General features: G+C 38.6%; 27 protein-coding genes and 1 rRNA gene. 13 read left to right on the top strand and 15 right to left on the bottom strand.

All coding sequences use genetic code 11. The features are described from left to right. Positions 1-12 precede the first annotated feature (12 nt). From rrf to ESZ26_RS17065, 3 genes are all read left to right on the top strand, one after another. Positions 13-127: ribosomal RNA gene (rrf, locus tag ESZ26_RS17055) — 5S ribosomal RNA — on the top strand. A gap of 658 nt (positions 128-785) precedes the next feature. Continuing rightward, the gene (ylqF, locus tag ESZ26_RS17060) at positions 786-1718 is read left to right on the top strand and encodes a ribosome biogenesis GTPase YlqF (RefSeq protein WP_146800710.1); all 933 of its coding nucleotides are present in this window, start codon (positions 786-788) and stop codon (positions 1716-1718) included. Between the two features lie 10 nt (positions 1719-1728). Then, positions 1729-2157, top strand: a complete 429-nt coding sequence (locus ESZ26_RS17065) for an HIT domain-containing protein (RefSeq protein ID WP_146800712.1) — start codon at positions 1729-1731, stop codon at positions 2155-2157. Positions 2158-2203: 46 nt separating this feature from the next. On the opposite strand, the gene megL is transcribed toward ESZ26_RS17065, so the two are convergent. Continuing rightward, a complete protein-coding gene (gene megL, locus ESZ26_RS17070) occupies positions 2204-3409 on the bottom strand; it encodes a methionine gamma-lyase (RefSeq protein WP_190278413.1) in 1206 nt (401 codons plus the stop codon). A 297-nt stretch (positions 3410-3706) separates the two neighbouring features. On the opposite strand from megL, the gene ESZ26_RS17075 reads away from it, so the two are divergent. Beyond that, a complete protein-coding gene (locus ESZ26_RS17075) occupies positions 3707-5269 on the top strand; it encodes a sigma 54-interacting transcriptional regulator (protein WP_146800716.1) in 1563 nt (520 codons plus the stop codon). Positions 5270-5288: 19 nt separating this feature from the next. Here ESZ26_RS17075 and ESZ26_RS17080 read toward each other — a convergent pair whose 3' ends face one another. From ESZ26_RS17080 to ESZ26_RS17090, 3 genes are all read right to left on the bottom strand, one after another. Further along, positions 5289-5567 (bottom strand): translation initiation factor, encoded by a 279-nt coding sequence (locus ESZ26_RS17080; protein WP_223271706.1) that lies wholly within the window; start codon positions 5565-5567, stop codon positions 5289-5291. 248 nt (positions 5568-5815) lie between these two features. After that, the gene (locus tag ESZ26_RS17085) at positions 5816-6742 is read right to left on the bottom strand and encodes an electron transfer flavoprotein subunit alpha/FixB family protein (protein WP_146800720.1); all 927 of its coding nucleotides are present in this window, start codon (positions 6740-6742) and stop codon (positions 5816-5818) included. Next, on the bottom strand, positions 6739-7491 hold the full coding sequence (locus ESZ26_RS17090) for an electron transfer flavoprotein subunit beta/FixA family protein (protein WP_146800722.1): 753 nt from the start codon (positions 7489-7491) through the stop codon (positions 6739-6741). The genes ESZ26_RS17085 and ESZ26_RS17090 overlap by 4 nt, the downstream gene beginning before the upstream one ends. A 305-nt stretch (positions 7492-7796) precedes the next feature. Here ESZ26_RS17090 and ESZ26_RS17095 point away from each other — a divergent pair, with 305 nt between their 5' ends. Further along, positions 7797-9446, top strand: coding sequence for an electron transfer flavoprotein-ubiquinone oxidoreductase (locus tag ESZ26_RS17095; RefSeq protein WP_146800724.1), 1650 nt, complete (start codon positions 7797-7799; stop codon positions 9444-9446). A 285-nt stretch (positions 9447-9731) separates the two neighbouring features. On the opposite strand, the gene ESZ26_RS17100 is transcribed toward ESZ26_RS17095, so the two are convergent. The 4 genes from ESZ26_RS17100 to ESZ26_RS17115 form a co-directional block, all read right to left on the bottom strand. Then, positions 9732-10505 carry a DUF2884 family protein gene (locus ESZ26_RS17100; protein WP_146800726.1) on the bottom strand — a complete coding sequence of 258 codons (774 nt, stop codon included), beginning with the start codon at positions 10503-10505 and terminating at the stop codon, positions 9732-9734. A gap of 53 nt (positions 10506-10558) precedes the next feature. Then, positions 10559-12244: a flagellar assembly protein A gene (locus tag ESZ26_RS17105; RefSeq protein ID WP_146800728.1), complete on the bottom strand. Its 1686-nt coding sequence runs from the start codon at positions 12242-12244 to the stop codon at positions 10559-10561. 37 nt (positions 12245-12281) lie between these two features. Continuing rightward, on the bottom strand, positions 12282-12608 hold the full coding sequence (locus tag ESZ26_RS17110; RefSeq protein ID WP_146800730.1) for a hypothetical protein: 327 nt from the start codon (positions 12606-12608) through the stop codon (positions 12282-12284). A gap of 203 nt (positions 12609-12811) precedes the next feature. Beyond that, entirely contained in the window at positions 12812-14086 is a 1275-nt protein-coding gene (locus ESZ26_RS17115; protein WP_146800732.1) for a CinA family nicotinamide mononucleotide deamidase-related protein, read from the bottom strand. Positions 14087-14271: 185 nt separating this feature from the next. Here ESZ26_RS17115 and ESZ26_RS17120 point away from each other — a divergent pair, with 185 nt between their 5' ends. From ESZ26_RS17120 to dapA, 3 genes are all read left to right on the top strand, one after another. Further along, positions 14272-15042, top strand: coding sequence for a DUF4097 family beta strand repeat-containing protein (locus ESZ26_RS17120; protein ID WP_146800734.1), 771 nt, complete (start codon positions 14272-14274; stop codon positions 15040-15042). 129 nt (positions 15043-15171) lie between these two features. Continuing rightward, a complete protein-coding gene (locus tag ESZ26_RS17125) occupies positions 15172-15558 on the top strand; it encodes a hypothetical protein (RefSeq protein WP_146800736.1) in 387 nt (128 codons plus the stop codon). Positions 15559-15619: 61 nt separating this feature from the next. Next, the gene (gene dapA, locus ESZ26_RS17130) at positions 15620-16528 is read left to right on the top strand and encodes a 4-hydroxy-tetrahydrodipicolinate synthase (protein WP_146800738.1); all 909 of its coding nucleotides are present in this window, start codon (positions 15620-15622) and stop codon (positions 16526-16528) included. Positions 16529-16535: 7 nt separating this feature from the next. Here dapA and ESZ26_RS17135 read toward each other — a convergent pair whose 3' ends face one another. Beyond that, positions 16536-17402 (bottom strand): RluA family pseudouridine synthase, encoded by an 867-nt coding sequence (locus tag ESZ26_RS17135; protein ID WP_146800740.1) that lies wholly within the window; start codon positions 17400-17402, stop codon positions 16536-16538. A 124-nt stretch (positions 17403-17526) separates the two neighbouring features. Between ESZ26_RS17135 and ESZ26_RS17140 the strand changes: the two genes are divergently transcribed. Together ESZ26_RS17140 and ESZ26_RS17145 are read left to right on the top strand one after the other, a co-directional pair. Continuing rightward, positions 17527-17868, top strand: a complete 342-nt coding sequence (locus tag ESZ26_RS17140; RefSeq protein ID WP_070374451.1) for a ribonuclease E inhibitor RraB — start codon at positions 17527-17529, stop codon at positions 17866-17868. Positions 17869-17986: 118 nt separating this feature from the next. Further along, on the top strand, positions 17987-18199 hold the full coding sequence (locus ESZ26_RS17145; RefSeq protein WP_146800742.1) for a hypothetical protein: 213 nt from the start codon (positions 17987-17989) through the stop codon (positions 18197-18199). Between the two features lie 286 nt (positions 18200-18485). Here the strand turns inward: ESZ26_RS17145 and ESZ26_RS17150 are convergent, their stop codons facing one another. Next, a complete protein-coding gene (locus ESZ26_RS17150) occupies positions 18486-18719 on the bottom strand; it encodes a hypothetical protein (protein WP_146800744.1) in 234 nt (77 codons plus the stop codon). A gap of 120 nt (positions 18720-18839) precedes the next feature. Here ESZ26_RS17150 and pcaF point away from each other — a divergent pair, with 120 nt between their 5' ends. After that, on the top strand, positions 18840-20078 hold the full coding sequence (gene pcaF, locus ESZ26_RS17155; RefSeq protein WP_146800746.1) for a 3-oxoadipyl-CoA thiolase: 1239 nt from the start codon (positions 18840-18842) through the stop codon (positions 20076-20078). Between the two features lie 179 nt (positions 20079-20257). Beyond that, positions 20258-20908: a lysoplasmalogenase gene (locus ESZ26_RS17160; RefSeq protein ID WP_170246408.1), complete on the top strand. Its 651-nt coding sequence runs from the start codon at positions 20258-20260 to the stop codon at positions 20906-20908. A gap of 3 nt (positions 20909-20911) precedes the next feature. Here ESZ26_RS17160 and ESZ26_RS17165 read toward each other — a convergent pair whose 3' ends face one another. Then, positions 20912-21844: a LysR family transcriptional regulator gene (locus ESZ26_RS17165; protein WP_146800749.1), complete on the bottom strand. Its 933-nt coding sequence runs from the start codon at positions 21842-21844 to the stop codon at positions 20912-20914. Positions 21845-21951: 107 nt separating this feature from the next. Between ESZ26_RS17165 and ESZ26_RS17170 the strand changes: the two genes are divergently transcribed. After that, the gene (locus tag ESZ26_RS17170; RefSeq protein WP_146800751.1) at positions 21952-22479 is read left to right on the top strand and encodes an NADPH-dependent FMN reductase; all 528 of its coding nucleotides are present in this window, start codon (positions 21952-21954) and stop codon (positions 22477-22479) included. Here ESZ26_RS17170 and ESZ26_RS17175 read toward each other — a convergent pair. The 4 genes from ESZ26_RS17175 to ESZ26_RS17190 form a co-directional block, all read right to left on the bottom strand. Next, a complete protein-coding gene (locus tag ESZ26_RS17175; RefSeq protein ID WP_146800753.1) occupies positions 22453-23523 on the bottom strand; it encodes a threonine-phosphate decarboxylase in 1071 nt (356 codons plus the stop codon). The two genes, ESZ26_RS17170 and ESZ26_RS17175, sit on opposite strands and share 27 nt — an antisense overlap. After that, on the bottom strand, positions 23523-24488 hold the full coding sequence (locus ESZ26_RS17180; RefSeq protein WP_146800755.1) for a cobalamin biosynthesis protein CobD/CbiB: 966 nt from the start codon (positions 24486-24488) through the stop codon (positions 23523-23525). Before ESZ26_RS17180 ends, ESZ26_RS17175 begins: the two co-directional genes overlap by 1 nt. Continuing rightward, the gene (locus tag ESZ26_RS17185; protein ID WP_146800756.1) at positions 24488-25189 is read right to left on the bottom strand and encodes a histidine phosphatase family protein; all 702 of its coding nucleotides are present in this window, start codon (positions 25187-25189) and stop codon (positions 24488-24490) included. The genes ESZ26_RS17180 and ESZ26_RS17185 overlap by 1 nt, the downstream gene beginning before the upstream one ends. Before the next feature lie 74 nt (positions 25190-25263). Next, a complete protein-coding gene (locus tag ESZ26_RS17190; RefSeq protein ID WP_146800758.1) occupies positions 25264-25878 on the bottom strand; it encodes an MlaC/ttg2D family ABC transporter substrate-binding protein in 615 nt (204 codons plus the stop codon). Positions 25879-25987 lie beyond the last annotated feature (109 nt).

Raw genomic sequence — 25987 nt, forward strand, 5'->3', positions numbered from 1 at the left:
GTAACCTTTTTGTCTAGCGACAATAGCACTGTGGCACCACCTGATCCCATTCCGAACTCAGAAGTGAAACGCAGTAGCGCCGATGGTAGTGTGGGAGTTCCCATGTGAGAGTAGGACATTGCTAGGCTTCTAATTAAGAAAAACCCGTTACTAACGTAACGGGTTTTTTGCTTTCTGGCGTTTAAAAACAGAATTTATAGCTAGCGTGCATTGATAACAAGGGTAGTGTGACTTATGTTCGACATGCCGATGTGAGCGTAGGACATTCTCCGCTTCTATTTAGAGAAACCCGATTCGAAAGAGTCGGGTTTTTTGCTTTCTGACGTTTAAAAACACAGCATTTACACTTATTATGTAACTACAGAGCCGTAGCGCCGATGGTAGTGTGACTTATGTTCGACATGCCCATGTGAGCGTAGGACATTCTCCGCTTCTATTTAGAGAAACCCGATCCGAAAGAGTCGGATTTTTTGCTTTCTAGCGTTTTAAAATTTAACAACAATTGCTAGTTTCCATCAAAATAAATCAACAGCCAATAGTTGAACGCATTACATGCAAGGCTAGTCTGGTTTTTAATAAGCAATGCTTGTTATTAACAGAACGATTTTTTGTATGCTAGTCTTTGTAAACTTGCCAGTAAGGCATGTTAAATTTCATATCTTTCATCTCAAAAGCTTATCCTATAACTAGCAATGCTTGTAATATCATATTTATTTTCAATGTAAGGTGTTTATCAATGCGTAACTTGCTAAAATCAACACATTAATAAATTACTTAGTGTTGTTATGGCTATTAATTGGTTCCCTGGGCATATGCATAAAGCCCAAAAAGAAATAAAAGAAATTCTTCCACAAATAGATGTGGTCATAGAAGTGTGTGACGCTAGATTGCCCTTTAGCAGTGAAAACCCGATGATCACTGAGATCAGAGGTGATATCCCACTTATTAAGATACTTAATAAGTCTGATCTTGCTGATCCGGCTAAAACAAAAATCTGGTTAGAATATTTAGAATCTCAGAAAAATGTTAAAGCCATTGCTTTAACCACAGATAACCCTTCAGTTGCTAAAACGCTGCCTAGTCTTATTCGTAAACTGGTACCGAGTAAAAATGAAACCGGTAAACAAATTAACGTTGTTATTATGGGGATACCTAACGTAGGTAAATCTACCTTATTAAATACGCTGGTTGGCAAAGCAAAAGCTAAAGTCGGTAATGAGCCTGCTGTGACTAAAGGTCAGCAACGAATTCGTTTAGACGAAGGGCTTTATTTATATGATACACCCGGTATGTTATGGCCGAAAATTGTTAATGAAAACAGTGGCTATCGATTAGCCATTACCAGTGCGGTTAAAGATACCGCCTTCGACCATGAAGATATTGCTTCTTTTGCTGGTGAATATTTATTAGCGCATTATCCACAACGATTAAAAGAACGCTATCAATTTGATGATACGCCTGAAACAGAAGTTGAGTTACTAGAAGAAATAGGTCGAAGACGTGGCTGTGTTAAATCAGGTGGTCGTATTGATTACCATAAGGCAGCAGCAATTTTAATCAATGAGATACGTGATAATACTCTAGGCGGAATTACTTTTGAAACACCGGATATGATAGAGGTCGAAACACTTCATTTTATCGAGCTTGAGGCTAAAAAAATAGCCGCTAGAGAAGCTAAGAAAACTGCCCGCGGTCGCGGTCGTAAAAATAAACGTTAAGAGAGTCTCTATGTCTGATACATTTCAACTTCATGCGCTATTACAACGTGACACCATTGAGTTAGTTGATTTACCGCTGTCAACACTCTTACTGATGAATGATAGCCATTACCCGTGGTTTGTTTTAGTACCTAGGGTCGAAGATATTCAGGATATCTATCAGCTTGATTGGCAGCAACAACAACAATTTTTAAATGAATCTAGCTTGTTAAGTGAAATCTTAATGCAGTTATTTAATGGCACAAAAATGAATGTTGCGGCATTAGGCAATATTTGCCCACAACTCCATGTTCATCACATTGTTCGCTTTGCGGATGATATTGCTTGGCCAAAGCCTGTCTGGGGCGCGTTTGCTATGAAAGCTTATAATGACAGTGAATTAAATTTATTAAAGGAAAAAGTACTTCCTGCGCTAGCTAAAATCTTAACGCAGGAATAAAGCATGATTAGCTATACATTAACTAATCATGCGGATAACCGCTAAGTTAGGCAACTTGCTCTTGGCGGTTTTCTATTTGATCTAAAGATTGTTTTAGATCTTCAAGTAAGTCACTTACGTGCTCTAAACCAACAGATATACGAATCAAACTATCACTAATACCTGCAGCTACTCTTTCTTCTGGTGTATAAGGTGAATGGGTCATCGAGGCAGGGTGTTGAATCAATGACTCTGCATCACCTAAACTTACCGCGATTGAAAATAAATTCATCCGGTTAATAAACTCTTCACCACCTTTTAGATCGGCATTCAATTCAAAAGCGATAACACCACCGGCCGCCTTCATTTGCTTACCAATAAATTTATAACCGTCATGTGATTTAAGGCCAGGGTAATAAACTTTAGCGATCATTGGATGACTTTCTAAAAACTCAGCGATCGTTTGCGCATTTGAACAGTGGCGTTCCATACGTAATGGTAAAGTTTTTAACCCTCTCATTATTAACCATGCATCATGAGGACTCATCGTTGCGCCAATATCTTTAAGTGCCGTTAACTTGATGTGACCTATCATTTCAGCATTACTACATATAATGCCGGCAACTACATCACCATGACCATTTAGATACTTAGTTGCACTGTGAACAACTATATCGGCACCAAATTTTCCAGGTTGCTGCAAAACAGGAGTTAGGAAAGTATTGTCAACGATAGATAGAATATCGTGTTTTTTTGATATAGCTAAAATACGCTCTAAATCTAAAACAACTAAATTTGGGTTTATTGGTGTTTCTAGGAATATAACCTTAGTGTTTGGTTTTATCGCTTTTTCAATATTTTCAGGAACTTTCATATCAACAAATGAAACTTCAATACCAAACTTTGTTAGCATATGGCTGATTAACGCATACGAGCAGCCGTATAAGGCGCTAGATGAAATAATATGATCGCCACACTGCAAATTAGCTAATAAAGCGCCAGAGACAGCAGCCATGCCCGTTGCTGTAGCAGCGGCATCTTCCATTTCTTCCATAGCAGCAACACGCATTTCTAATTGTCTTACCGTAGGGTTCCCTAGTCGTCCATAGATATAGCCTTCTGCTTCACCGGCAAAACGATCAGCGCCTTGTTTAGCATTTTCAAAAATAAAGGTAGACGTTTGGTATAAAGGCGTCGCCAAAGAGCCAAATTGTTCATCGTTAATTCGACCCGAATGGATTGCTTGTGTTTCAACATGTTTGCTATTTTTCATAATTTCTCTCTAGTAAAAGCCATTGCGATGAAGAAAATTAACTGCGCACTTTATTATTAATTATTGGTTGCGCAGCTAATCTCCTTTATATTGTTCATTTTTACTTGTTAATTGCAAAAATAAAGCCATTAATATATATTTATTTAATATCAGTCACTTATGGTGTTTTAGAGGCGTTAGCTCGATCATTTTGTAATTCAATTATTACAAAGTGATTGCTTATTAGTTATTCTGTAATACAATTAATACATTGTAATTTTTTTATTACATGTAGCGATATAATATTGAGATGAACGAATGAGAATTGAAATTAAAGTAAAGGATCGCATTGGTATCAGCCAAGAGATTTTGGCGATTTTTGCTGAAAATCGTTGGAATATACGTTCACTTGAAGTGGTCAGTCACTTTATTTATGTTCATTTTATGTCTAGTAAGTTAGCCTTGATTGATGTGCAAAACTCACTGTCGCACCGTGATGATATTGTCCATTGCTTATCCGTTGACTTGCTACCAACACAAAGACGTGAAGCTCATTTAAAAACCTTATTAGATACTATTCCAGACCCTATCCTAGATATTGATCAAAATGGTATTATTGTCATCATCAACACGGCGGCTCAATCACTATTAAAAGAATTAGCTTTTACAATTGAGGGTCAACATATTGATCAATATATCGATCAATCTTTTCAGGCCATGCTAAATTCTTCAGTGAGTAACTTTTCACTCTCGTTTCTTGAACACTCTTATTTGGCTGACATCACGCCAATATTTTCAGAACATAGTTCTTCAGGCGTAATTTTGACTTTACGCTCAATGAACCGTGTTGGTCAGCATATCGCGTTAATACAGAGCCGAGAGCAAGCCGAATTTGATAATATTATTGGTGAGAACTCTGCTATTCGACTATTAAAGTCTCAAACGCTTAGATTTTCAGAATTAGAATTACCGGTACTGATCAGTGGTGAAACAGGTACAGGTAAAGAATTATTAGCTCGTGCTTTGCATAATGCTAGTCGACGTGCGGATGCACCTTTTTTAGCGCTAAATTGTGCGGCATTACCAGAGAATTTATTAGAAAGTGAATTGTTTGGTTATGCGCCTGGTGCTTTCACTGGCGCTCAAAAAGGTGGTAAGCCAGGGTTGTTTGAACTGGCAGAAACAGGGACTATCTTCTTAGATGAAATTGCAGAGATGTCGGTATATTTACAAGCTAAGTTATTACGATTTTTACAGGACTATAAATATCGTCGGCTAGGCGGTACTAAGGAACTAACCGCTAATGTGCGAATTATCAGTGCCAGTCATCAACATTTACCGCAACAAATTGAGCGTCAATTATTCAGAGAAGACCTATTTTACCGGCTAAACGTATTGAATTTATCGATACCGCCACTGCGTGAACGCCCCGATGATATTATCTTATTAGCTGCACATTTTATTAAAATGGCGGCGCTACAAGTTGCACGAAAAGTGCCAACGTTAACCGAGCAAGCACTTGCTGCTCTTAAAACATGTCAATGGCCAGGTAATATTCGCCAGCTGCAAAATATTCTTTTTAGGGCGGTTGCGCTTAATGATAGCGGTGTTATTGAAAAGTCTGATATTGACGGTGCCTTATCACAATTTTCAGCGGTCGATTTGCCAATAAGTCATAACACTGCTGACTCTGTTGAGAGTGATAACAATATAGTGGAGCAGCTACAATGGTCTGATTGGCATAGTGCTCAAGAACAGTTTGAAGAAGATTTACTTAAAGCCTTGTATCCGCTTTACCCAACAACAAGGAAACTAGCAGAGCGGTTAAAGGTATCGCACAATAAAATAGCAATGAAATTAAGAAAGTATCATATCAGCTAATGTTTTATATTTTAGGTGACTAACCGCCAACAAACTTCACCTTAAAGCCATTAGTTTCAAGGACCTGTTTTATTTGCTCTCTTTTATCGCCTTGTACTTCGATGACTTCACCGACAACGCTACCACCGGTGCCACAGGTTTTCTTTAATTTTTTAGCGAGCTCTTTTAGCGCTGTAGCGTCTATGCCTAATCCACTAATAGTGATAACCCCTTTACCTTTTCGTCCTTTGGTTTCACGTCTAACTTTAGCAAAGCCATCACTGGCTGTTATTGCTTGGGCGCTATTGTCTTGTTTAATACGGCCACTTTCTGTTGAATAGACTAATGAACCATCAGCAGGTTGCTGCTTTGCTGAGTCAGCAGCGACAGTCGTTTCTCTACCAAATGCACCAGCAAGGTCGCTAAGACTAGAAAGTTTATTTTTCATGATGTCGATACCCGAGTGTTAATTGACTGAATGGTTAAATTAAAGATAAAAATAAAGCCACTAGTAAAGTGGCTTTATTATACCTAGAAAATAAGTCTGAAAACGTTATAGTTTACAGTTTACAGTTTACCTTCAAGTTCTGGTAATACATCAAATAAATCACCAACAATACCGTAATCAGCTACTTGGAAAATAGGCGCTTCGGCATCTTTGTTAATCGCAACGATGATTTTAGAATCCTTCATACCGGCTAAATGCTGTATGGCACCACTGATACCTACAGCTATATATAGGTCAGGAGCAACAATTTTACCTGTTTGGCCGACTTGCATATCATTAGGTACAAAGCCAGCATCTACAGCGGCACGTGATGCCCCAATAGCAGCGCCAAGCTTATCTGCAATACCTTCAAGTAATTTGAAGTTATCGCCATTTTGCATGCCACGGCCACCTGAAATAACGATACTTGCTGCGCCTAAATCAGGACGTTCTGATACAGAGAGTTCATCACTTACATGTGTTGATATTCCGGCGTCAGTTACTGACTCTATTGCTACAACTTCAGCACTACCATCAGTGCCAACTGGATCAAATCCGGTAGAACGAACAGTAATTATTTTTTTACTGTCTAAGCTTTGCACGGTCGCAATAGCATTACCTGCATAAATAGGACGAACAAAGGTATCACTACTTTCTACAGCAATAATGTCTGAAATTTGTGCAACATCTAATAAAGCAGCAACGCGAGGCATAAAGTTCTTACCTGTCGTTAACGCCGTTGCTAAAATGTGTTCGTAATCAGCTGCAAGCTCAGTTACCAATAAGCTAATATTTTCAGCTAATTGATGTTGATAAGCGGGGTTGTCAGCAACAAGTACTTTACTTACGCCATTAACTTTTGCGGCTTCTTGTGCAACACTCTGACAATCACTACCTGCAACAAGTATATGAATGTCGCCACCAATTGCTTGAGCGGCAGCAACTGTTTTAAGTGTGTCAGCTTTTAATGTGCTGTTATCATGTTCAGCAAATACTAAAATACTCATGAAATCACCTTCGCTTCATTTCTTAATTTTTCAATTAATGTATCTACACCATCAACAATAATACCGGCTTTACGGGTCGCAGGTGGTACAACTTTTATTAATTTTGAACGTGGACTTAAATCAACGCCAAAATCTGCAGCGGGTTTAACCACCAATGGTTTACGTTTTGCTTTCATAATATTAGGTAATGAAGCATAACGAGGTTCATTTAAACGCAGATCGGTAGTAACAATCGCTGGTAAGTTAAGTGATACAGTTTGTAAGCCACTATCAACTTCACGCGTTACATTAACTTTATCGCCTTCAACTTTTACCACTGATGCGAAAGTACCTTGCGGCATACCTGTTAAGGCAGCTAGCATTTGACCGGTTTGATTGTTATCACTATCGATAGATTGCTTACCTAAGATAACTAATTGCGGCTGTTCTTCTTCAACAATTTTCTGTAAAAGTTTAGCAATATTAAGTGCGTCTAACTTCTCATCAGTTTCGATTTGAATCGCGCGGTCTGCGCCTAATGCTAAGGCCGTTCTTAATTGCTCTTGGCAAGACTTGTCACCAATTGATACCGCAATAACTTCAGTGGCAATGCCCGCTTCTTTTAAACGAACCGCTTCTTCTACAGCGATTTCACAAAAAGGGTTAATTGCCATTTTTACATTAGCAAGATCAACATTTGAATTGTCTGCTTTTACGCGAACTTTGACGTTATAGTCAATAACACGTTTGATAGGTACTAATACTTTCATCGTTGCCTCTGATTGCGTTTGTTGTGTTTGTATTTATAGTGTAAAGCTAACGTTTGTTTTATTAAACTAACATTAGCAAGTATTTCTCATTATTGCTCGACAGACTAATACTAGACTACGTGAACGTCAACGTAATATGGCGGTTGTCTTGATAAATTGAGCTTAAATAGCTTTTGTCGCAATATCTTTCAATAGAAGATAGTATTTATCGACAAAATATCTATAATGAGTGATATTATCAAACAGGTGTTTGAAAATCAAACAAGTGTTTGATTTTATTTAAATGAATATTTTTGGGGAAATTTATGGAACGCGAATCGATGGATTTTGACGTTGTTATTGTTGGAGCTGGCCCGTCTGGCCTAGCAACAGCTTGTCGTTTAATGCAGTTAGCAAAAGAAAAAGATCAAGAACTTATGGTCTGCGTTGTTGAGAAAGGCTCAGAAGTTGGGGCACATATTTTGTCTGGTGCTGTTTTTGAACCAAGAGCGCTCAATGAGTTATTTCCGGATTGGCAGGAAAAAGGCGCACCATTAAAGACAAAAGTTACTGGCGATGACATTTATTTGCTCAATAGTGAAAGTAACGGTATAAAATTACCTAACTTCTCTGTACCAAAAACAATGCACAACGAAGGTAATTACATTGCTAGTATGGGTAATGTTTGTCGTTGGTTAGCAGAGCAAGCTGAAGAGTTAGGTGTTGAAATTTTTCCTGGCTTCCCTGCACATGAAGTACTTTACAACGATGATGGCAGTGTTGCAGGTATTCTTACCGGCGACATGGGCTTAGATGTTAATGGTAAAGAAAAAGATTCATACGTACCAGGGATGGAGCTGCGCGCGAAATATACTGTTTTTGCTGAAGGTTGTCGTGGTCATTTAGGTAAAGAGTTAATCAGTAAATTTAACTTAGATGAAGGCAAGTCTCCACAGCATTATGGTTTAGGCTTTAAAGAAATTTGGGACATAGACCCCGCCAAGCATCAAGAAGGCTTGGTTGTTCATACGGCTGGTTGGCCATTAGAGCAAGGAACAACTGGTGGTGGCTACTTATACCATGCAGAGAACAATCAAGTATTTGTTGGTTTGATTGTTGATTTGAATTATAGCAACCCGCATTTAAGCCCTTTTGATGAATTTCAACGTTATAAGCATCATCCAAAAATCAGTCAGTATCTTGAAGGTGGCAAACGTGTTTCTTATGGAGCACGTGCCATGGCCAAAGGTGGTTTTAATTCATTACCTAAAATGACCATGCCAGGTGGTATTGTTGTTGGTTGTGATGCAGGAACGATTAACTTTGCCAAGATTAAAGGTAATCACACCGCAATGAAGTCTGGTATGTTAGCGGCAGAAAGTATCTTTCAAGCGATAGCATCGGGTGACGAAGGTGGTAAAGACTTAGCAGACTATACAGAAAGATTTAAAGACTCTTGGCTATATGAAGAATTATATAACACCCGTAATTTTGGTCCTGCTATGCATAAGTTTGGTATGACCTTAGGTGGTGCTTATAATACGCTAGATCAAAACTTTTTTAATGGTAAATTACCGTTTAACTTTAAAGATGACACCCATGATCATGAGCAACTTAAATTAGCATCAGAATCTGCAGTGATTAATTATCCAAAGCCTGATAATAAATTAAGTTTTGATAAGTTAACCTCAGTATTTTTGTCAAATACTAACCATGAGGAAGAACAACCTTGTCATTTGAAACTTGCTGATACCGATGTTCCGATTACCATTAACTTAGCTAAGTATGCTGAGCCAGCTCAGCGCTACTGCCCTGCAGGTGTTTACGAGATTGAAGCAACAGAGCAGGGTGACAAATTAGTCATCAATGCGCAAAACTGTATTCATTGCAAAACCTGTGATATTAAAGATCCAACTCAGAATATTACATGGGTTACACCAGAAGGCACCGGTGGTCCGAATTACCCTAATATGTAATTTATCTACCCTGTGATTTCAATTATAAAAACCTGCTAATGCAGGTTTTTTTATGTTCAGGATGAACGGTATAACGCGGTGCCATGGATGGCAAAGAGCGTATATGTTCAGGATGAACGGTCATGACAGCTCCTAGGAATCCATGCCTACGCTGCATTAGTGCATCCTGCACGTCATTTTTGTCTGGAACAAAGAAACTGCATTTTAGTATCTGGTGTTGGTGGTTCGAAGTTCAGCATGACGGTTTCAGGATCACGATAACGTTGCTCGTTCAGAGCAAGGTTATTATTTTGTTTGTATTAAATCAAATTCATTTAGTGCTGTAATACTTTGCTGTAACTTAGACTCTAGTTGATCTAATTTCTTTAAGCTTTTACAAAACTGCGCGGCTTTTAATTTTACTTCTTGTGCCCGTGGTTCAATTTCTAGCTGTAAATCTTTTTCCATACCTTTTATACGTTGGTCAAAGGTTTCTACGCGCTGTTCACTATTGCTTTCTTCATTGGTGGTCATTGCTTCACCAACGGCTATTAGAATAGTGCCAATTGATTCGGTTACAATACTTTCGATCTCTTGCTCAAAGGCACCAGCAAAGATTTCATCAAAATCGGCGAAGTCTTGCGAAGCAATATAATAATTAGTATCGCTATGATTAAAACGTTCTCTTAAACGATATTGCATCTCATCGAAGCGTTCTTGAATTTTTTGATGTGAGGCGCTGTTTTCACCAGTTAAACCAGCAATAACTTTATTTACTGCTTTTAAATCAATATCAACACCTTCAATCGCTATCGCAACTATTTCAGGAATTTGTTTACGAATACCTTGGCTGTATTGCGTGAGTAATTGTCTTTGCTCTTCATTGAGGGCGATCTCTCGCCCACGAATAAACAATTGTTGATCATTATTAATTTGAACGTAGGTTTGGCTTTCTTTCAAAATACGTACATGAGAAGGGTTAATCACCACACCGTGATTAAAGTTTATATCGCATTGCTGTGCCGAAACACTGCCAGCGACTAAGCTCGTTGCAATTAAAGCAAGAGTAAAAAAATTCATCGTTTTCCTAATGTAACTAAAAGGGGGCTGATAGCAAAATTTTGAGTGATTTTTTATGTATTAACAATGGGATTAAAGTGAATTTTTCTTTCTTTATAATTCACTTTAGTCGGTCCATACTCACGGCGAGATTTATCTTGGAAGTCGCCAACGATCATTTGTACGCTGTGATAAATTTTTTCTGTCGCTTCAATATAAACACTTGCCATATAGGCTTGTATTTGTTCTTCCAGCGCTTCTTTTTCGTTAAGAATTTCACCAACTCGATGAGTATGAAACTTATAAGTAGCGACCAGTTTACTGAGCATTTCAGGGTTTACTTTATCGGTAGGTAGCTTCTTGAGCTTATTAACGGCTAATTGCAATTCTGTTGATTTATCAGAATCAACTTTTAATTTAAATTCAATATCTTCTAACTGTTCTTTCATCTGATCAACTTTTTTGGAAAAGCTAATAATAGTGGTACTTCCGGCTGTTGCACCTACGATACCAGCATGAACAGATTTTCCTGCTTTTACATAACCAGCGATAAGCTTACCATTAGCTTTTTCTTCAGAGCCTAACCAAAGTGTTTCTTCAACATCAATAATGCTGTGCATCATTTGATTTTCAATACGTAAGGAGTGGCAGGATATTTCAGCATATTGACTATATTTTGCGAATACATCCCCTTTAGCACGTATGCAGACACTCATCTTAATATTATCGAGAGATTGACCTTCAACATCTTGTTTTTTACCAATAAGGCCACTACCAATAGTAATGTCTCCACCGGCTTCTAAGGTGGCAGATTCAACAAAACCGCCAATAGTAATATCGCCAGTCGCTGTGACTTTCATCCCCTCACAAATGTCACCATCAATAATAACACTACCTTCAAATTTTATATGACCGGTACTAATATCAACATTTTTGATGCGATAAACGGGGTCAACTTCCATACCGTTATCAATAATTCTTGGTAAACCAATAAGTGTTGAAATTAATATTTTATCATTTTTTGGGCTGATGGTTGTTCCTTCACCCGCTTTTAGGGTGATGTCTTCCCCTGAAAGAGGTTCTAAGGGTAAGCCGGTTACCGTGAAGCCTTTAACCCCTTCGGTTAGCATAATTTTTTTCGCTAGCGGATCGCCAACTTTCACACAAATTATATCGCCTAAATCACGCATGTCGACACTACCATCTTCGCGATCTTTCGGACGTAAAATTCTGTCTTGCGCGCTTTGCACCAACCATTTTATTTTTGAATTTTTACCATTGATGGCAATTTTTCCGTGGGCAATTTCACCGGTAATAATAGAACCCGGCGGTTCTTTTGCTGCTTGATGAGCAAGTTTCAATAATTGTTCTTTAGTAAAGCCTTTGCTAACACCAGCTTCTTGGGCAGAATTGAGTATGGCTTTGGCGGTTAAATGCTTGCCGCCAAGTGCTGTTGAAATTTCAGCTATAGCAGACATTTCATCTTTATCGATAGTGATTGAAATTGTAGCGTCTCGACGCTCAAGCACTTGATAACATATTTCACGGCCAGCTTTATTGGCTTGCAGAGGTTTTAGGACACTGTTGAGCTCGGCAATGGCATTTTTTATATTGCCATTATCAACATATAAACTTTTAAATTCAGAATTTTCTATTAGTTCATGAATACTGGCTTCTGTTATTTGTGAATCATCCTTAACCGGTTGCAAAACAAGGTCAATATTATCTTTTTTATTTGTTACTAAGCTTGCTTGAGTCACGCTAGACTTACTCCAATATTACCACTTAAAATATCGATTAAATGTAGTTTTCCTGGTGAATTTTAATGAAAGAGCCAGTATTTACTTTTGAATAATCAATTTTATATTCTTTATTATCTAGTGCTTGTATAAAAATTAATGTTTTATTTTCACCAAAAACGTCTGTTGCACTAACATCAACAACATCTTGGTAGGCTTTTTTAGCATCAGCCTTCTTATTTGGCACTTCACCTTTATAAATACCTATACCACGGTTACTTACAATCACCACAGGGTGACCGCCATTTATAATCAGTAAATCAAATTTTCTCATCTTATGAATAATGGTATTACGACCACTTGTGATGAAGTTTTTTTCTATCAAAATATGCCCCTATTTCTAGTCAAACGTCTAGCAATATTAATTACCCAAATAACTAATTTGCAGCTTCATGGATCTATTCTAGTTTATTATGCTTCTAAATATATAAAGTTTTGATTTATGGCGCAATAAAAATGACGTTTCTTTTAATATAATTAAAGTTAATACGCCACGTTAACATGCAAACAACATTTTACGCCTATATATTAAAAATAAAGTGGTGTTTGGTTACTTTCGATCAATAAACGTCGGATCAAATCAAGCGATCTCGCTGCTACTGTTCGTTGAAAGTTTTCCCTATTTGCTTTTATACAAAAATATTTACTGTATATTTTGTCTTTACTCCCCCAAGCAATCCAAACTGAGCCAACCGGTTTTTCTGCACTGCCGCCACCTGGGCCAGCGATACCTGAAACAGCAATAACTAAATCAGCCTCTGCTATGGCTAATGCCCCTTCTGCCATTGCTCTTACTGTCTGTTCACTGACCGCGCCATGTTGCTCAAGTATTTTTTCATCAACATGCAGTAGTTTACTTTTCATTTTATTTGAGTAAGTGACAAAGCCAGCCTCAAATGAAGATGATGAGCCAGAAACTTTGGTTATATCACTGGCGATTAATCCGCCGGTACAAGACTCTGCTGTGGTTATTTTAAGGTGTTTCTGTTGGCATAATTGCAAGACTAATTCGGCTAAAGAGTAAGGTTTATCTTTGATCTCTTCAATGATGTGATCATTTAGTAGCGCTTTTATTTTTTTTATCAGAAAGATTTTTATCGGTAAGTGCTCATTTTTTTCAATGGTTAATTTCAATTCTATTAATGGCGAAGATGCGCGAAAACCAACTTCAACTTCTTTAGGCCAATCAGGGAAATTTTCTACCAACATTGACTGTAGGGTTGACTCGCCAATACCAAATAATTGTAAGCGAGTAATATCCATTTCAGCGGTAAAGTTTGATTGAGACGCTAGGCTAGGGATTATTTCTTCTTCAAGCATAATGTTCAGTTCACTAGGTACTCCTGGCGTGCAAAGTATTTGGCAGCCATTAAGTACTAACGAAAAACCTACCGCGCTACCCACTCGGTTGGCAATAATCTCGCAATCTTCTGGCAGTAGCGCTTGTTTTAAATTGGCTTTACCCAAATGAGCATTACGTTGTTGACACCAAGTTTCTAAATGAGCCAGTGCTATTGGATGTTGTTTTAAAGAACGTTGCGTTGCTAATGCCAAGGCTTGTGCGGTTAAATCATCTGTTGTTGGGCCTAGCCCGCCATTAATAATTAATACATCAGCATCTTTTGTTAAGTGTTTTATTTCTTCTGCAAGTAAATCCAGATCATCGGCTAAGGTCACTTTACGGCTAATTTTGATGCCAATGCCTTTACATTGTTGAGCGATCATTGCTGAATTGCTGTCAACAATATCTCCCGTCATTAATTCATTGCCAGTAAGGAGTAAGTGCACGTTAGCGATAGTCATTTATAAATCCTGATAATAGGTGAAATATTATCGTTAGGTTACTGTAAAAGTTGAATTGTTGTTAGCTATATCAGTGTAAGCAATATTTTTTTAAACAGTAAAAATAAAATTTAAACCTTTTCAATGGCATTGTGCACTTAACTATTATTGAAATTAAAACACTTAATAAAAACCAAGGGAAGTTCATGAAACATTCATTTAAGAGACAATTTACATTAGCCACAATTTTATCACTCGCTGCGATTACTAACGTATATGCAGAGGTTGAAGATACCATTGAAAAATCGTTTGCTGTTAATGAACAGGCAAGTTTAGCTTTAGCTAATATAAATGGTGGTGTTGACATCCAAGGTTGGGATAAAACTGAAATCAAAATAACCGCAACAATTACCGCGGAAAACCAAGCAGATAGAGACCGTATCAGTCTTGATTTTTCTGAAAATTCGAGGGGAGTTAGTGTTGAAACTAACTACCAAAAACAATCATCCTGGGGGCACAATAATAGCTCTGGAAAAGTCGATTATACCGTGATGGTGCCATTTGGCGTAGCATTAACCGATATTACATTAGTAAATGGTTCATTGGAGATTGATAACGTACAAGGTGAAATAAAAGCGAGCACGGTAAATGGTGCCATTAAGGTGCAAGGCTTAGCTGCCAACCTTGAATTAAATTCAGTTAATGGCAGTATTAAAGCGACCTACTTAAAAGTCGACAATAGCATTGATAACATTGAATTAACGACTGTAAATGGCAGTATTAAACTTTATATGCCCGGTGAGTTCAATGCCATTATTAATGCCGAAACCATGCACGGCAGCATCGACACTGCATTTGGGCTTTCAAGTGAGAAAAAAATGTTTAGTGGTCGTCACTTATCTGGGACAGTCGGTAGCGGCGATATTACGATTAATTTAGAAAGTGTCAATGGCAGCATTAAGGTCTTAAAAAACTAATTTTTAATAAAACATTAAACGCTCGATTTAACCACAACATTTAATGTTGTGGTTTTTTTTATTTGGTTGTCGGTGAAAATAATGCACAATAGTACCTATATCCGACAGAGTTATTAAGGCGTGTTTTAAGTGAGTGAACAATATAACCGAACATTATTAGCCGGCCGTTGGTATCGTATGGAGATGAACGACATCGGTCAGCAACTTGTTGAGTATGCTGAGCTTTGCCTTGATGGTAGTTTTGAGTTCTCTTTTGTCGAACAAACCTCTCAAGGTGAAATTATTAGCCAAGTTATTGAGCTAGGCGATTGGGGATTAGTCGGTGATATTCACTTTACGATCACCCAAGAAGAAGTGGTTGACGGTGATCATTATCGTGCCGATTTGAATGATGAAAATAACTATCAGGCTTATAAAGTTCTAGCCTTAGACAGCCAAATTTTTAAATATCAGCATATTGTTAGTAATGAAGTGTTTATCCTGCGGCGAGTTGTTGATAAAATCGGTCATTGTTAGATTAAGTTATTCTTCAAAAATAAGAAAATTACCCTTTTACCTAATATGTAGTTGAGAAAAAATGAAAAATATAAAGGCAGCAAGTTTAATTACTGCGATAAAAACTCCTTACAACGCACAGGGTGAAATTGACCTTGTAACTTATGACAAACTGGTTGCAAAGCAAATTGCGGCCGGTGTTGACGGTATTGTTGTCGGTGGTACTACAGGTGAAGGGCACTTATTAACTTGGGAAGAGCATTTAATGTTAATCGCTCATACCGTTCATCAGTATAGCGACCAGCTTATTATTGTTGGTAATACCGGTAGTAATAATACCCGTGAGGCGATTAAAGCCACGCAAAATGGTTTTGCCATGGGAATGGATGCAGCCTTGCAAATTAATCCTTACTACGGCCGAACGTCAATAGCGGGTGTGGCAGCACATTTTAATAAAGTATTAGATATTGGTCCTGCGTTTATTTATAACGTACCGGGCCGAACAGGACAGGATCTTACTCCTGATTTGATCGAACCCTTATCAAAGCATAAAAACTTTATTGGCGTAAAAGAATGTGGTGGTAATGACCGTATTGCTTATTACGAAAAACAAGGTATTGCTTGTTGGTCAGGTAATGACGATGAATGTTATGTCGGTCGCCACCAATTTGGCTCTCATGGTGTTATTTCGGTAACCTCGAATGTGGTACCGGGCCTAATGAGAACCTTAATGGACAGCCAAGATAACGAACTTAATGAGCGTTTACAAAGCCTGATGAAATGGTTGTTTTGTGAGCCTAACCCTATTGCCATAAATACCACATTAATGATGACAGGTGCCGTTGCCGCTAACTTTAGATTACCTTACTTAGCCTTAACGTTAGAGCAACGTCAAATCGGTTTTGACCTTTTAGCCAAGCTTGAAGCGGCTGAACTGGTTGGTGATAAACTAGCTTTGCTCAACGATAGCGATTTTAATTACTGTTCATAAACGAAACTTAGCCAAGCACATTTAATGATGGCATTAAATGTTCAGGCACTTTAAACGACCTTTGCTCTGCGCTTAGCGGGCAAATAAAATTAAGTGCCACGGCGCACAGTTGTAAGTTAATACTTTCTGCCTTATCGTCAACTTTTCCGTGTAACCTATCGCCAACCACCGGCATATTAATACTTGCCGCATGACTTCTTATTTGGTGTTTTCTACCCGTATCAATTATAACTTGTACCAATGAGGTGTTATTTTCTTCATTATAAGCCAGATGGCTAAAATGGCTGCTGGCGCTTTTGCCATCGACATCAGAGGTTAATGCGTCAGGTTGTGGTCGTAAACGATGATCGCCGTGAATAATAATATGATAAGTCTTTTCTAAGTCATGCTTTTCAAACATCGCACTTAATGCGCGCGCTGCTTTTTTACTGTGGGCAATGAGAATTAATCCGGTTGCCGCTCTATCTAAACGATGAACAATAAATGCCGGGCGCTCAGGCGTTAAATGCGTTTGAGCCCAACGAGCAATTGTGCAGTGATCACTCCACTTTGAACCTTGAGATAACATACCGTAAGGTTTATACCATACGCTATAATCAACACAGTCATTCATTAATAAGGCTTCATTAGGCTGCTGGCTCAGTACTTGTTCATCATAATAAAAATGTAAGGTATCGGCTATTTGTAATGGTTTTTTGATGCGTCGCAAACGCTGTGTGCTTTTACCACGCGTTAACCATAACGCACCTTGTTGAATGGCCTGTTTTAATTGAGCGTTACTTAATGAGCATTTTTGGTTAAGTTCGCCGATAACGCGGCTATCTTCGGTATTAATATCAAGATGAAGCTCAAATTTATGTAAGGCTATATTCAAGGTTAGTGAGTCATTGGTAAGTTATATCACTAGTTTACCAAAAATAATCGTTAACTGAATTGGTATTATGTTTTTCATCAGATAAAATAGCGAATTAATGACTACAAAGATAAGATGAAAAATAATGAACCGTGATTTAGCCCTATTTCCACAAGACAATGTTGGCGATGCCTTATGGCAAATGATGATTGATGGTGATGATTTAAACCAAGCGCGTGAAATTGAATTCTCAGTGATTTTTCCTAATGAAGAAGCTGCTTTGAAGTTTGGTCAGTTACTTTTAGAAAACAACCAAAAACTCTCATTTTGTCCTTATGAAGGCAATGATGATTTTCCTTGGGAAATTACCGCTTATCCTTTTGTTGGTGCCAGTTATGAAAATATTAGTTCGTACCAGAACTTATTGATTTCAAGCGCTGAGCCGCTAGGTGGTCAGTACGACGGGTTTTATTGCGCCGCTGTTTAATATAATGCCCTGACATTGATAAAAGGGCAGGTTCATTGATAGTGTAAATATTTTTTGATGTTTTACATTGACTATTACCCAGATGCTGAAGGATTTTCAGCATCAATAAGGCAGCTTTATGCTCGATATAACACAGTTTGACCTATTAAAAAAAAGCACTGCAAAGTCATTTAACGATCAAAAAGCCTTAATTAAAAAAGTGATGGCGGGCCGTCAAATGAAATGTGAAACTTGCGGTAATATACTGCGTTTAATTGTCCCTGAAGATAAAAGTACTCCGGGTGTTTATTGTGGCAAAGGCTGTACCGATATATGTTTAGACTTTATTTAAGCGATAAAGTAAATTTAACTCACTCGAGCAGAGCGACAAATTTCTTTTATTAATTTATTATTTTTTAATGGTATTTATACAATCGCTTCAGTTTCTAAGATTTCTTGTCAACCAGGAACTAATGAAGCACTAATGCTGGTAGAGACTAACTGCCAAGCATATTCAATAGCTTAATATTCGCAGGCGGCTAAAACCTTATGATCTACTGACCATAACCACTTTAAATTTATCGAGTGCAATATAAAGTACTCGATTGATAAAGGGCATGACTGGCAATTGAGCAATATTAATTAAAGGCTGCTGGGCAATAAGCTAACTTTTTGGCACAGTGAGTTGGTCGTGTTCTTGTCAGATAGTAATAATTTTTTGTTATTTTAGCTGAATTAGCCTCAATAACATGCCTGTTACAAGGCTTTTGTGGGTTAACTAAGGTTATCTCTTTAGGATCAATATCTTCGGTGATTTTCAATAAATCAGGATGCTGACAAAGATGGTGAAGAGACTTGCTATTGTCAGCCATTTCTTATGCTTTTACTGGTAAAGAAAAATAGTTAAAGTAAAAAGTGCTTATCATGGTGCTTATGATTATGCTGAGGTCAGTTAGATCGCAGCGCCGATAAACTCAAAAGAGAATACATACATGAGTGCCTTTTCAACAAAAACTGAAAATAGCGGACAAAATGAAGTCTTTATTTGTGATGCTATTAGAACACCGATTGGCCGTTATGGTGGCTCGTTAGCGACCATTCGGGCTGATGATCTAGCCGCATTACCCTTAAAAGCATTGATGGCACGAAATCCAACACTAGATTTTAGCCAAGTAGACGATGTTATTTTAGGTTGTGCCAACCAAGCAGGGGAAGATAACCGTAATATTGCTCGTATGGCAACGTTATTAGCCGGCTTACCCTACCAAGTACCCGCAACAACGCTTAACCGTTTATGTGGCTCTGGCTTGAATGCTGTCGGCATTGCGATGCAGGCGATTAAGTCAGGAGAAGCTGAAATGATTATTGCCGGTGGCGTTGAAAGTATGACTCGCGCCCCTTTTGTGATGGGCAAAGCGGAAAGTAATTTTTCACGTACTCAAGAAATGTTCGACACAACTATGGGCTGGCGCTTTATTAACAAAGCTCTCGATAGCGCTTACGGCACTGAAAGCATGCCACAAACAGCAGAAAACCTTGCCCAAGAGTTTAACATTAGCCGGGCAGACCAAGACAAGTTTGCTTTTGCTAGCCAGCAAAAAGCCGCTAATGCCCAACAAGCTGGCTTTTTTGCGGAAGAAATACTGCCAGTCAGTATTTTACAAGGCAAAAAAGAGCCGATTATTTTCTCTCAAGATGAGCATATTCGCCTAACCAGTTTAGAAAAAATGTCGGCGCTCAAACCTTTTGTTCATGCCAAAGGCAGTATTACCGCAGGTAATGCCTCAGGAATTAATGATGGCGCTGCCGCAATCTTGTTGGCGTCAAGCCAATCAGTGCAAAAAAACAACTTAACCCCGATAGCTAAAGTGTTAGGTATGGCTGTCGCTGGTGTACCGCCACGTATTATGGGGATTGGCCCAGTACCGGCCACACAAAAGCTGCTAAAACGTTTAAATTTATCGCTTGAAGATATCGACCTTATAGAACTGAACGAAGCTTTTGCAGTACAAGCTTTAGCTTGTATTCGCGAATTAGGTTTGCAAGATGACGATCCGCGTATTAACCCACAAGGTGGCGCTATTGCTTTAGGGCATCCTTTGGGGATGAGTGGTGCGCGCTTAATAACATCAGCGGCTCGACAGTTACAACGTACGAACAAGCGCTATGCACTGTGTACTATGTGTATAGGTGTCGGGCAGGGAATCGCCTTAATTATTGAAAGAGTTTAAGGCCGTTTAAAACAGAATCGCTGAAAAAGGGAGTGGTTTTCTACTCCCTTTGCTGTACTTGCTAACCCATAACGATCACTAGACGGGCTATGTTATATCGAGCTTGAGCAGGGTTTTTATTTGTTTTTCAGTAGAATATTCGCTTGTATTAAACGCTTATAGCAAAGATGATGACAGCAATGACCAGAACCCATTTACTTTTATTTTTACTCTTTGCTTGTAGCTTTATGATGAGTCTTTTTTTTAAGCCTTATCCGCTGAGCTGGCTAGTAAAAATTTTACCAATATTCGTGTTATTGCACTTTTCATGGCAAAACAGTGCCGCCCCTAAAGAACGCGCACATAAGTTATTTATGGCTGGCTTGGTTTGCTCTGCCTTTGGCGATTTCTTTTTAGATTATGACCGAGTTAATTGGTTTATTCTGGGGTTAGGGGCTTTCTTAGTAGCGCATCTCTTTTACATCTTCAGCTTAAAACCACTAGTCACGACGGCTATTGTTAACAAACGTTTACCGATTATTGCGCTCTATGGTGTCTATGGCGTTGGCGTTTTTTCGCTAATATATGCCGGCTTAGGCGAGTTATTTATACCGGTATTGCTTTATATGACCATACTGCTGTTAATGGGAGTTGCCACCTTACTTTCACAAAAAGCTAATACTTGGCTAATTATCGGCGGGCTGAGCTTTATTCTTTCTGATTCATTAATCGGGTTTAATCAGTTTTATCATCAAATACCTTATGCCAGTGTTTGGATCATGACTAGCTATTACTTCGCGCAATTTTCATTAGTTAACGGCATGTTTCGCCGAGAAAGTAACTTGGCGTAGTGGTTAACTATCGCCTAATTTATCAACAATAAAGTCGATAAAGCATTTTACCTTAGCAGGCATATTTTTTCGGCTGGGATAAACCAGGTAAACACCAATATTTATTGGCATAAAATCTTCAAACAACGGCACTAATTTCCCCGTCGCCACTTCTTCACGTAAATTAAATAACGGCATACGGATAATACCTTGTCCTGCTAAGCATAACGAAATCATCATTTCTGAGTTATTACATGATACTCGACTGGTTACGTGTGTTTGAGTTACTTGGCCATTCTGGGCGGTGTACTGCCAAGTTTCCGGCGTTTTTAAATTACGGTAACTGATCATTTGATGAGCAACTAATTCATTGGGATGCTTAGGTAGACCATATTGTGTTAAGTACTCGGGGGAAGCGAGCGTTAAGCTGGTTGAATTCATAAAACGTCGGCTAATTAAGCTTGAGTCTTCAAGTTGCATAGCGGCTCTTATCACAATATCAAAGCCATCGGCAATCAAATCAACTTTATGATCGTTTAAGTCGATATCTAACATTATTTTTGGATACTTGGCCATAAATTCCGCGAGGATCGGCCGAATACGAGAAACACCTATACCAATAGGACAGCTTAACTTTAAGCGACCTTGTGGTATTTGCTGGCGTCCACAAAGGCTATTTTCAACTTGCAAAGCATCTTCAATGATCTGTTGGCACTGTTGATAATAGACTTCGCCTTCCGATGTTAAGCTTAAGGTTCGGGTCGTGCGGTGCAATAAGCGAACCCCTAAACGAGTTTCAAGTTTACTCACCTCTTTGCTGATATAAGACGTAGAGTGCTGCATTTTTTCAGCGGCATTGACAAAACTTTTGCTTTGTACAACTTGGACAAAAACAGCAATACCATCAAGTAAGTTACTTTGACTTTGTGAAGAAGAAAATAGTTTATTAGCTTTCATATGGAAATAATGTATCTGTAAGTAGGTTATTAATCTTATATAGGAAATAAATTACACTATATTCACTGAAACACCTATTATTACCTTGTCTTACCTTTGGAGTTTATATGAAAATTATCGCTTTTGCTGCCAGTAGTAGCCGTCAATCCATTAACAAACAGTTAGTGAGCTATGCCGCTAGCCTTGTTGAAAACGCACAAGTTGAAGTACTTGATATTAACGATTATGAAATGCCTTTATACAGTGCCGATAGAGAAGCAGAACTTGGTAAACCGCAATTAGCACAAGACTTTCTCGATAAAATAGCCGCTGCAGATGCCTTGGTTATTGGTTTTGCCGAGCATAATGGCTCTTATACGGCCGCCTACAAAAACTTATTTGACTGGAGCTCGCGCACGCTACAAAAAGTATATCAGCATAAACCTCTGATTTTACTAGCGACGTCACCTGGACCCGGTGGAGCAGCAACTGTGCTTGCCGCCGCCGTTGGCTCGGCACCTTTTTTTGATGGTGAGGTAAAAGCCCATTTATCCATTCCGAGCTTTTATGATAATTTTGATGTCGACAAGGGCGAGTTAAAAAATGCCGAGTTAGCTGATAAGCTCGCTTCAGCTATGGCTATGCTCAGCCAATAAGCTGGCTAATATCTGATATTTTTCTTGATCAGGTATACCAAAACGCAAAGCATTCTTTTCGTCACACAAACGCACGTAGAGTCCTTGGTAACAGAATTTTTGATAAAGTTCTGTTGCTTGAGGATGCACGAGGGTTTTAAATAACCCGCAACCGGTGATGGTTATATTTGGGACAGCGCTTTTATCATGGTGGTGTAAAAACGTTTTCACTAATAGCGCTTCTAACTTTATTGATAATGCGATTAATTGTTGCTGTTGCGCTAATTGCCAAACCTTATCCTTTAAGGCTTGCTCTGTAATAAATTGGGCAGGGCCATTAACTTCCCATGGTGAAGATAACTTCTGCAATTTATTTATCCAAGCAGGATGTGCACTTACAAAGCCTATTCTAATTCCCGCTAAGCCAAAAAATTTACCGATTGAACGTAATACAAACAGATGTTTATTTAGCGTTAAGTGGATCAACGATTGGCTCGGTGTTATGACATCCATAAAAGCTTCATCAACAATTAGCCAACCCGATAGTGATTCAAGGGTCGTTAGCAATGTGGTTAATGTTTGCTGTTGCTGTAATTCACCGGTTGGATTATTAGGGTTAATCACCACAACAATCGCGTTGGGCGATAGCACTGCGCGAGTGGGTAAATGCTGATAATGTTTTATGGTAAAACCAGCATCATGCCATGCTCGTTCGTGCTCTTTATAGCCAACTTCTGGCAACCATACCTCTAAACACTTTGATGGCTGATTGATATGATTAAGATAGAGCGCGGGTAAACGTGCAATAACCGCTTGGCTACCGCTGGTTACACTAATATTTTCGGTACCGTAATACTTCTTTGCTGCCGTGAGCATAGCTTGGTTTGGTTGCGGTAACTGTTGCCAGATAATTGCAGGGATAGTGGGGATCGGGTAACTGATTGGGCTGATCCCCGTTGACAAGTCTAGCCACTGCTCTAAGGGAATTTGGTAGCGTTGGGCCACTTCATTAAGCTGTCCACCGTGTACTAATAGGGTCGAACTTTGATCATTTTTATTGTCCATCACAAATTTCCACCATAAAAATAATGCAACAGTTGAGAGCAAAAAGCAGTAAAAATTAAAATAACAACGGCTTTATTGACCAGGTTTATGCTACGAAAAATATCATTTTTAACAACGCTATTACCGCAACCTAATGGTGTCGACGTCACGGCCTTGCCATGATAAATGGCAGTACCCCCTAAGGTGAAGTTTAGTACACTGGCGCCCGTTGCCATTACCCAACCGCCATTTAAACTTTTATAATGTCGGCCTTGTTGATAACCATTTTTTAGCGCATTGATCATTTTTGAACAAGAATAATTTGTTTGGCAAGCATAAAGTAGTGCGGTAACTTTTGCACTTGGCCAGCCAAGTAGGTCGTCCATGCGTGCCGCACACCAACCAAAATGGATAAAACGTTGGTTTTTATAGCCCCACATTGCATCGAGTGTATTGGCGAGTCGATGTAAAATCACCAGCGGAATACCACCAATAATAAACCAAAAAAAACTCGCAATAGCCGCGTCATGACCATTTTCTAAAACAGATTCAACAGTTGCGCGGGAAATTTCTTGTTCAGATAGGTCTGTTGTTTTACGGCTAACTAAATAACCACAAAAATGTCGTGCGGTGACTAAGTCCTTTTTATTAAGGGGATTAAGTATTTGTAAAGCATGTAACGTTAGACTTTTTAAACCGATAGCAAAATAAAGCACTAAGGCATCTAAGCACCAGAACAGCAGCTGGTTTTGGTGAAAGTAATAATAAAGAATAGGTAAAGGTAAACATAAGATAAGCCACGATAAAACTCCCAATAATCGAGGCAATATTAAAGTGGTTGTTTTAGGTGTAGCATGGTGAAAGTTAAAGAAATGCTCTATTTTAGTGGTTAACCAACCAAAGCCCACTAAAGGGTGAAATCGTTTTACTTCGCCAAGCCAGCGATCAAGTAGATAGGCCATCACCATGATCATTGAGCTTGTCATCACGTTACTATTACCGTTGCAGGTTGAGTGATGTCGAGCGCAGCAGTGAGGATAAATTTCTCAGGTTTACTCTGGTAAGAGACCTGAAAAATGCAGCCATTATCAAAGGCTTTTTGTTGACTGTTAATCGCTTGTTTATCAGAAAAACCTTCAACAAACAAAGCTAAAAAACAGCGTAATATATCGCCGTGACTAACCACAAGAATATTCTTAATCGCGGTGTCGTTGAGCTTAGCAGGGGCTTTATCTGGCAGAGTTATTTGATGACAACTATTACCAGCATTAGCATTAGCAATATCGATTAATGCTTGTTGAAAGCGAACGGCGCAGTCAAGACCCGATTCGCCCTTCGGTGGTGCAGAGGCATTTACTTGCTGAAAAATAGCGTGGAAGTTTTTTTCTGATTTTACTTCGTCAATAGCTTTTCCTTGCCAGAGGCCAAAATCTCGCTCGATTAAGGCCGGCGCAAAGTTAAGTGGACAGTCTACTGTCACCTGACAAATTTCAGCAGTGCTTTTTGCTCTTGGTAATGTCGAGCTGACAATAAGGTCGATATTATGATTAATTAATTGCTTAGCAATACCATCAGCTTGACGATAGCCTTTATCCGTTAAAGGGCTATCTAATTGCCCTTGAAACTTCCCTATTTTATTCCACTGTGTTTCGCCGTGGCGCGTGAGGTAAAAATTGATAACCGTCATTGCTGCTAAAATTACTTATACATTGATAATATTACAAAATATTTTAGCATAGCTTGATGATGGAATTAGAAACTTTATTTATTAAAAGAAGCTAACTCTAACGTTACTTGATCAATTCCACTCTTTTGGATCCGTTGGCTAATTTCAGCTTCTTTACTACTGAGTAATGAGATACCTTCAATGATCATATCGTAGGCTTTCCATTGACTTGTTTGTCTGTCTTGGCGCATTTGAAAAGTAATGTTAATTTCAGGCGCATTGGCATCACGAATAACAGAATTAACACCAACAATTCTTGCGCCATTTGTCGCTTTATGAGATTCAAATGCAACGTCTTGTTGTTTATATTGTTTTAACGCTATTGCGTAAGTTCTTACTAAGTAACTACGCATTGAAACAACAAATTTTTCACGCTGCTCCGGTGTCATTGTTCTTAAATTTCTACCTAATACTTTAAATGCGGCGTATTTGTAATCTATTGAGGGCATTAACTCTTCTTCAACAATATCACGCATCAGTTCAGGGAATTTTTTTAGTGATTCTTGATCTTTAGCAATACGAGAAAACAAACGTTCTCCTGTTTCAGCAATTACCGTGTATGGAGAGTTTTCAATGCTGTAGGCATTGCTGGAAAAACTTGTCAATGAGGTGATAAATAAGAGAGCGAATATTGCCGTAAAGTGTTTCATTTTTTTGTCCGTATTTGAGAAAGCGTATTAAGTGCTGAGTTCATTGTTAATTCATTAAGAGTATTTTACATACCGACCACGCGGTATGTAAATACTTAATTGATATTTT

Source organism: Colwellia hornerae (genome assembly GCF_007954355.1).
Taxonomy (GTDB): Bacteria; Pseudomonadota; Gammaproteobacteria; order Enterobacterales; family Alteromonadaceae; genus Colwellia_A; species Colwellia_A hornerae.

Excerpts from the sequence above, each read along its gene's own strand:
- ylqF (WP_146800710.1), top strand. The coding sequence starts at position 786 with ATGGCTATTAATTGGTTCCCTGGGCATATGCATAAAGCCCAAAAAGAA.
- ESZ26_RS17065 (WP_146800712.1), top strand. The coding sequence starts at position 1,729 with ATGTCTGATACATTTCAACTTCATGCGCTATTACAACGTGACACCATT.
- megL (WP_190278413.1), bottom strand. The coding sequence starts at position 3,409 with ATGAAAAATAGCAAACATGTTGAAACACAAGCAATCCATTCGGGTCGA.
- ESZ26_RS17075 (WP_146800716.1), top strand. The coding sequence starts at position 3,707 with ATGAGAATTGAAATTAAAGTAAAGGATCGCATTGGTATCAGCCAAGAG.
- ESZ26_RS17085 (WP_146800720.1), bottom strand. The coding sequence starts at position 6,742 with ATGAGTATTTTAGTATTTGCTGAACATGATAACAGCACATTAAAAGCT.
- ESZ26_RS17090 (WP_146800722.1), bottom strand. The coding sequence starts at position 7,491 with ATGAAAGTATTAGTACCTATCAAACGTGTTATTGACTATAACGTCAAA.
- ESZ26_RS17095 (WP_146800724.1), top strand. The coding sequence starts at position 7,797 with ATGGAACGCGAATCGATGGATTTTGACGTTGTTATTGTTGGAGCTGGC.
- ESZ26_RS17100 (WP_146800726.1), bottom strand. The coding sequence starts at position 10,505 with ATGAATTTTTTTACTCTTGCTTTAATTGCAACGAGCTTAGTCGCTGGC.
- ESZ26_RS17115 (WP_146800732.1), bottom strand. The coding sequence starts at position 14,086 with ATGACTATCGCTAACGTGCACTTACTCCTTACTGGCAATGAATTAATG.
- ESZ26_RS17120 (WP_146800734.1), top strand. The coding sequence starts at position 14,272 with ATGAAACATTCATTTAAGAGACAATTTACATTAGCCACAATTTTATCA.
- dapA (WP_146800738.1), top strand. The coding sequence starts at position 15,620 with ATGAAAAATATAAAGGCAGCAAGTTTAATTACTGCGATAAAAACTCCT.
- ESZ26_RS17140 (WP_070374451.1), top strand. The coding sequence starts at position 17,527 with ATGAACCGTGATTTAGCCCTATTTCCACAAGACAATGTTGGCGATGCC.
- ESZ26_RS17145 (WP_146800742.1), top strand. The coding sequence starts at position 17,987 with ATGCTCGATATAACACAGTTTGACCTATTAAAAAAAAGCACTGCAAAG.
- ESZ26_RS17150 (WP_146800744.1), bottom strand. The coding sequence starts at position 18,719 with ATGGCTGACAATAGCAAGTCTCTTCACCATCTTTGTCAGCATCCTGAT.
- pcaF (WP_146800746.1), top strand. The coding sequence starts at position 18,840 with ATGAGTGCCTTTTCAACAAAAACTGAAAATAGCGGACAAAATGAAGTC.
- ESZ26_RS17160 (WP_170246408.1), top strand. The coding sequence starts at position 20,258 with ATGACCAGAACCCATTTACTTTTATTTTTACTCTTTGCTTGTAGCTTT.
- ESZ26_RS17165 (WP_146800749.1), bottom strand. The coding sequence starts at position 21,844 with ATGAAAGCTAATAAACTATTTTCTTCTTCACAAAGTCAAAGTAACTTA.
- ESZ26_RS17170 (WP_146800751.1), top strand. The coding sequence starts at position 21,952 with ATGAAAATTATCGCTTTTGCTGCCAGTAGTAGCCGTCAATCCATTAAC.
- ESZ26_RS17175 (WP_146800753.1), bottom strand. The coding sequence starts at position 23,523 with ATGGACAATAAAAATGATCAAAGTTCGACCCTATTAGTACACGGTGGA.
- ESZ26_RS17180 (WP_146800755.1), bottom strand. The coding sequence starts at position 24,488 with ATGACAAGCTCAATGATCATGGTGATGGCCTATCTACTTGATCGCTGG.
- ESZ26_RS17185 (WP_146800756.1), bottom strand. The coding sequence starts at position 25,189 with ATGACGGTTATCAATTTTTACCTCACGCGCCACGGCGAAACACAGTGG.
- ESZ26_RS17190 (WP_146800758.1), bottom strand. The coding sequence starts at position 25,878 with ATGAAACACTTTACGGCAATATTCGCTCTCTTATTTATCACCTCATTG.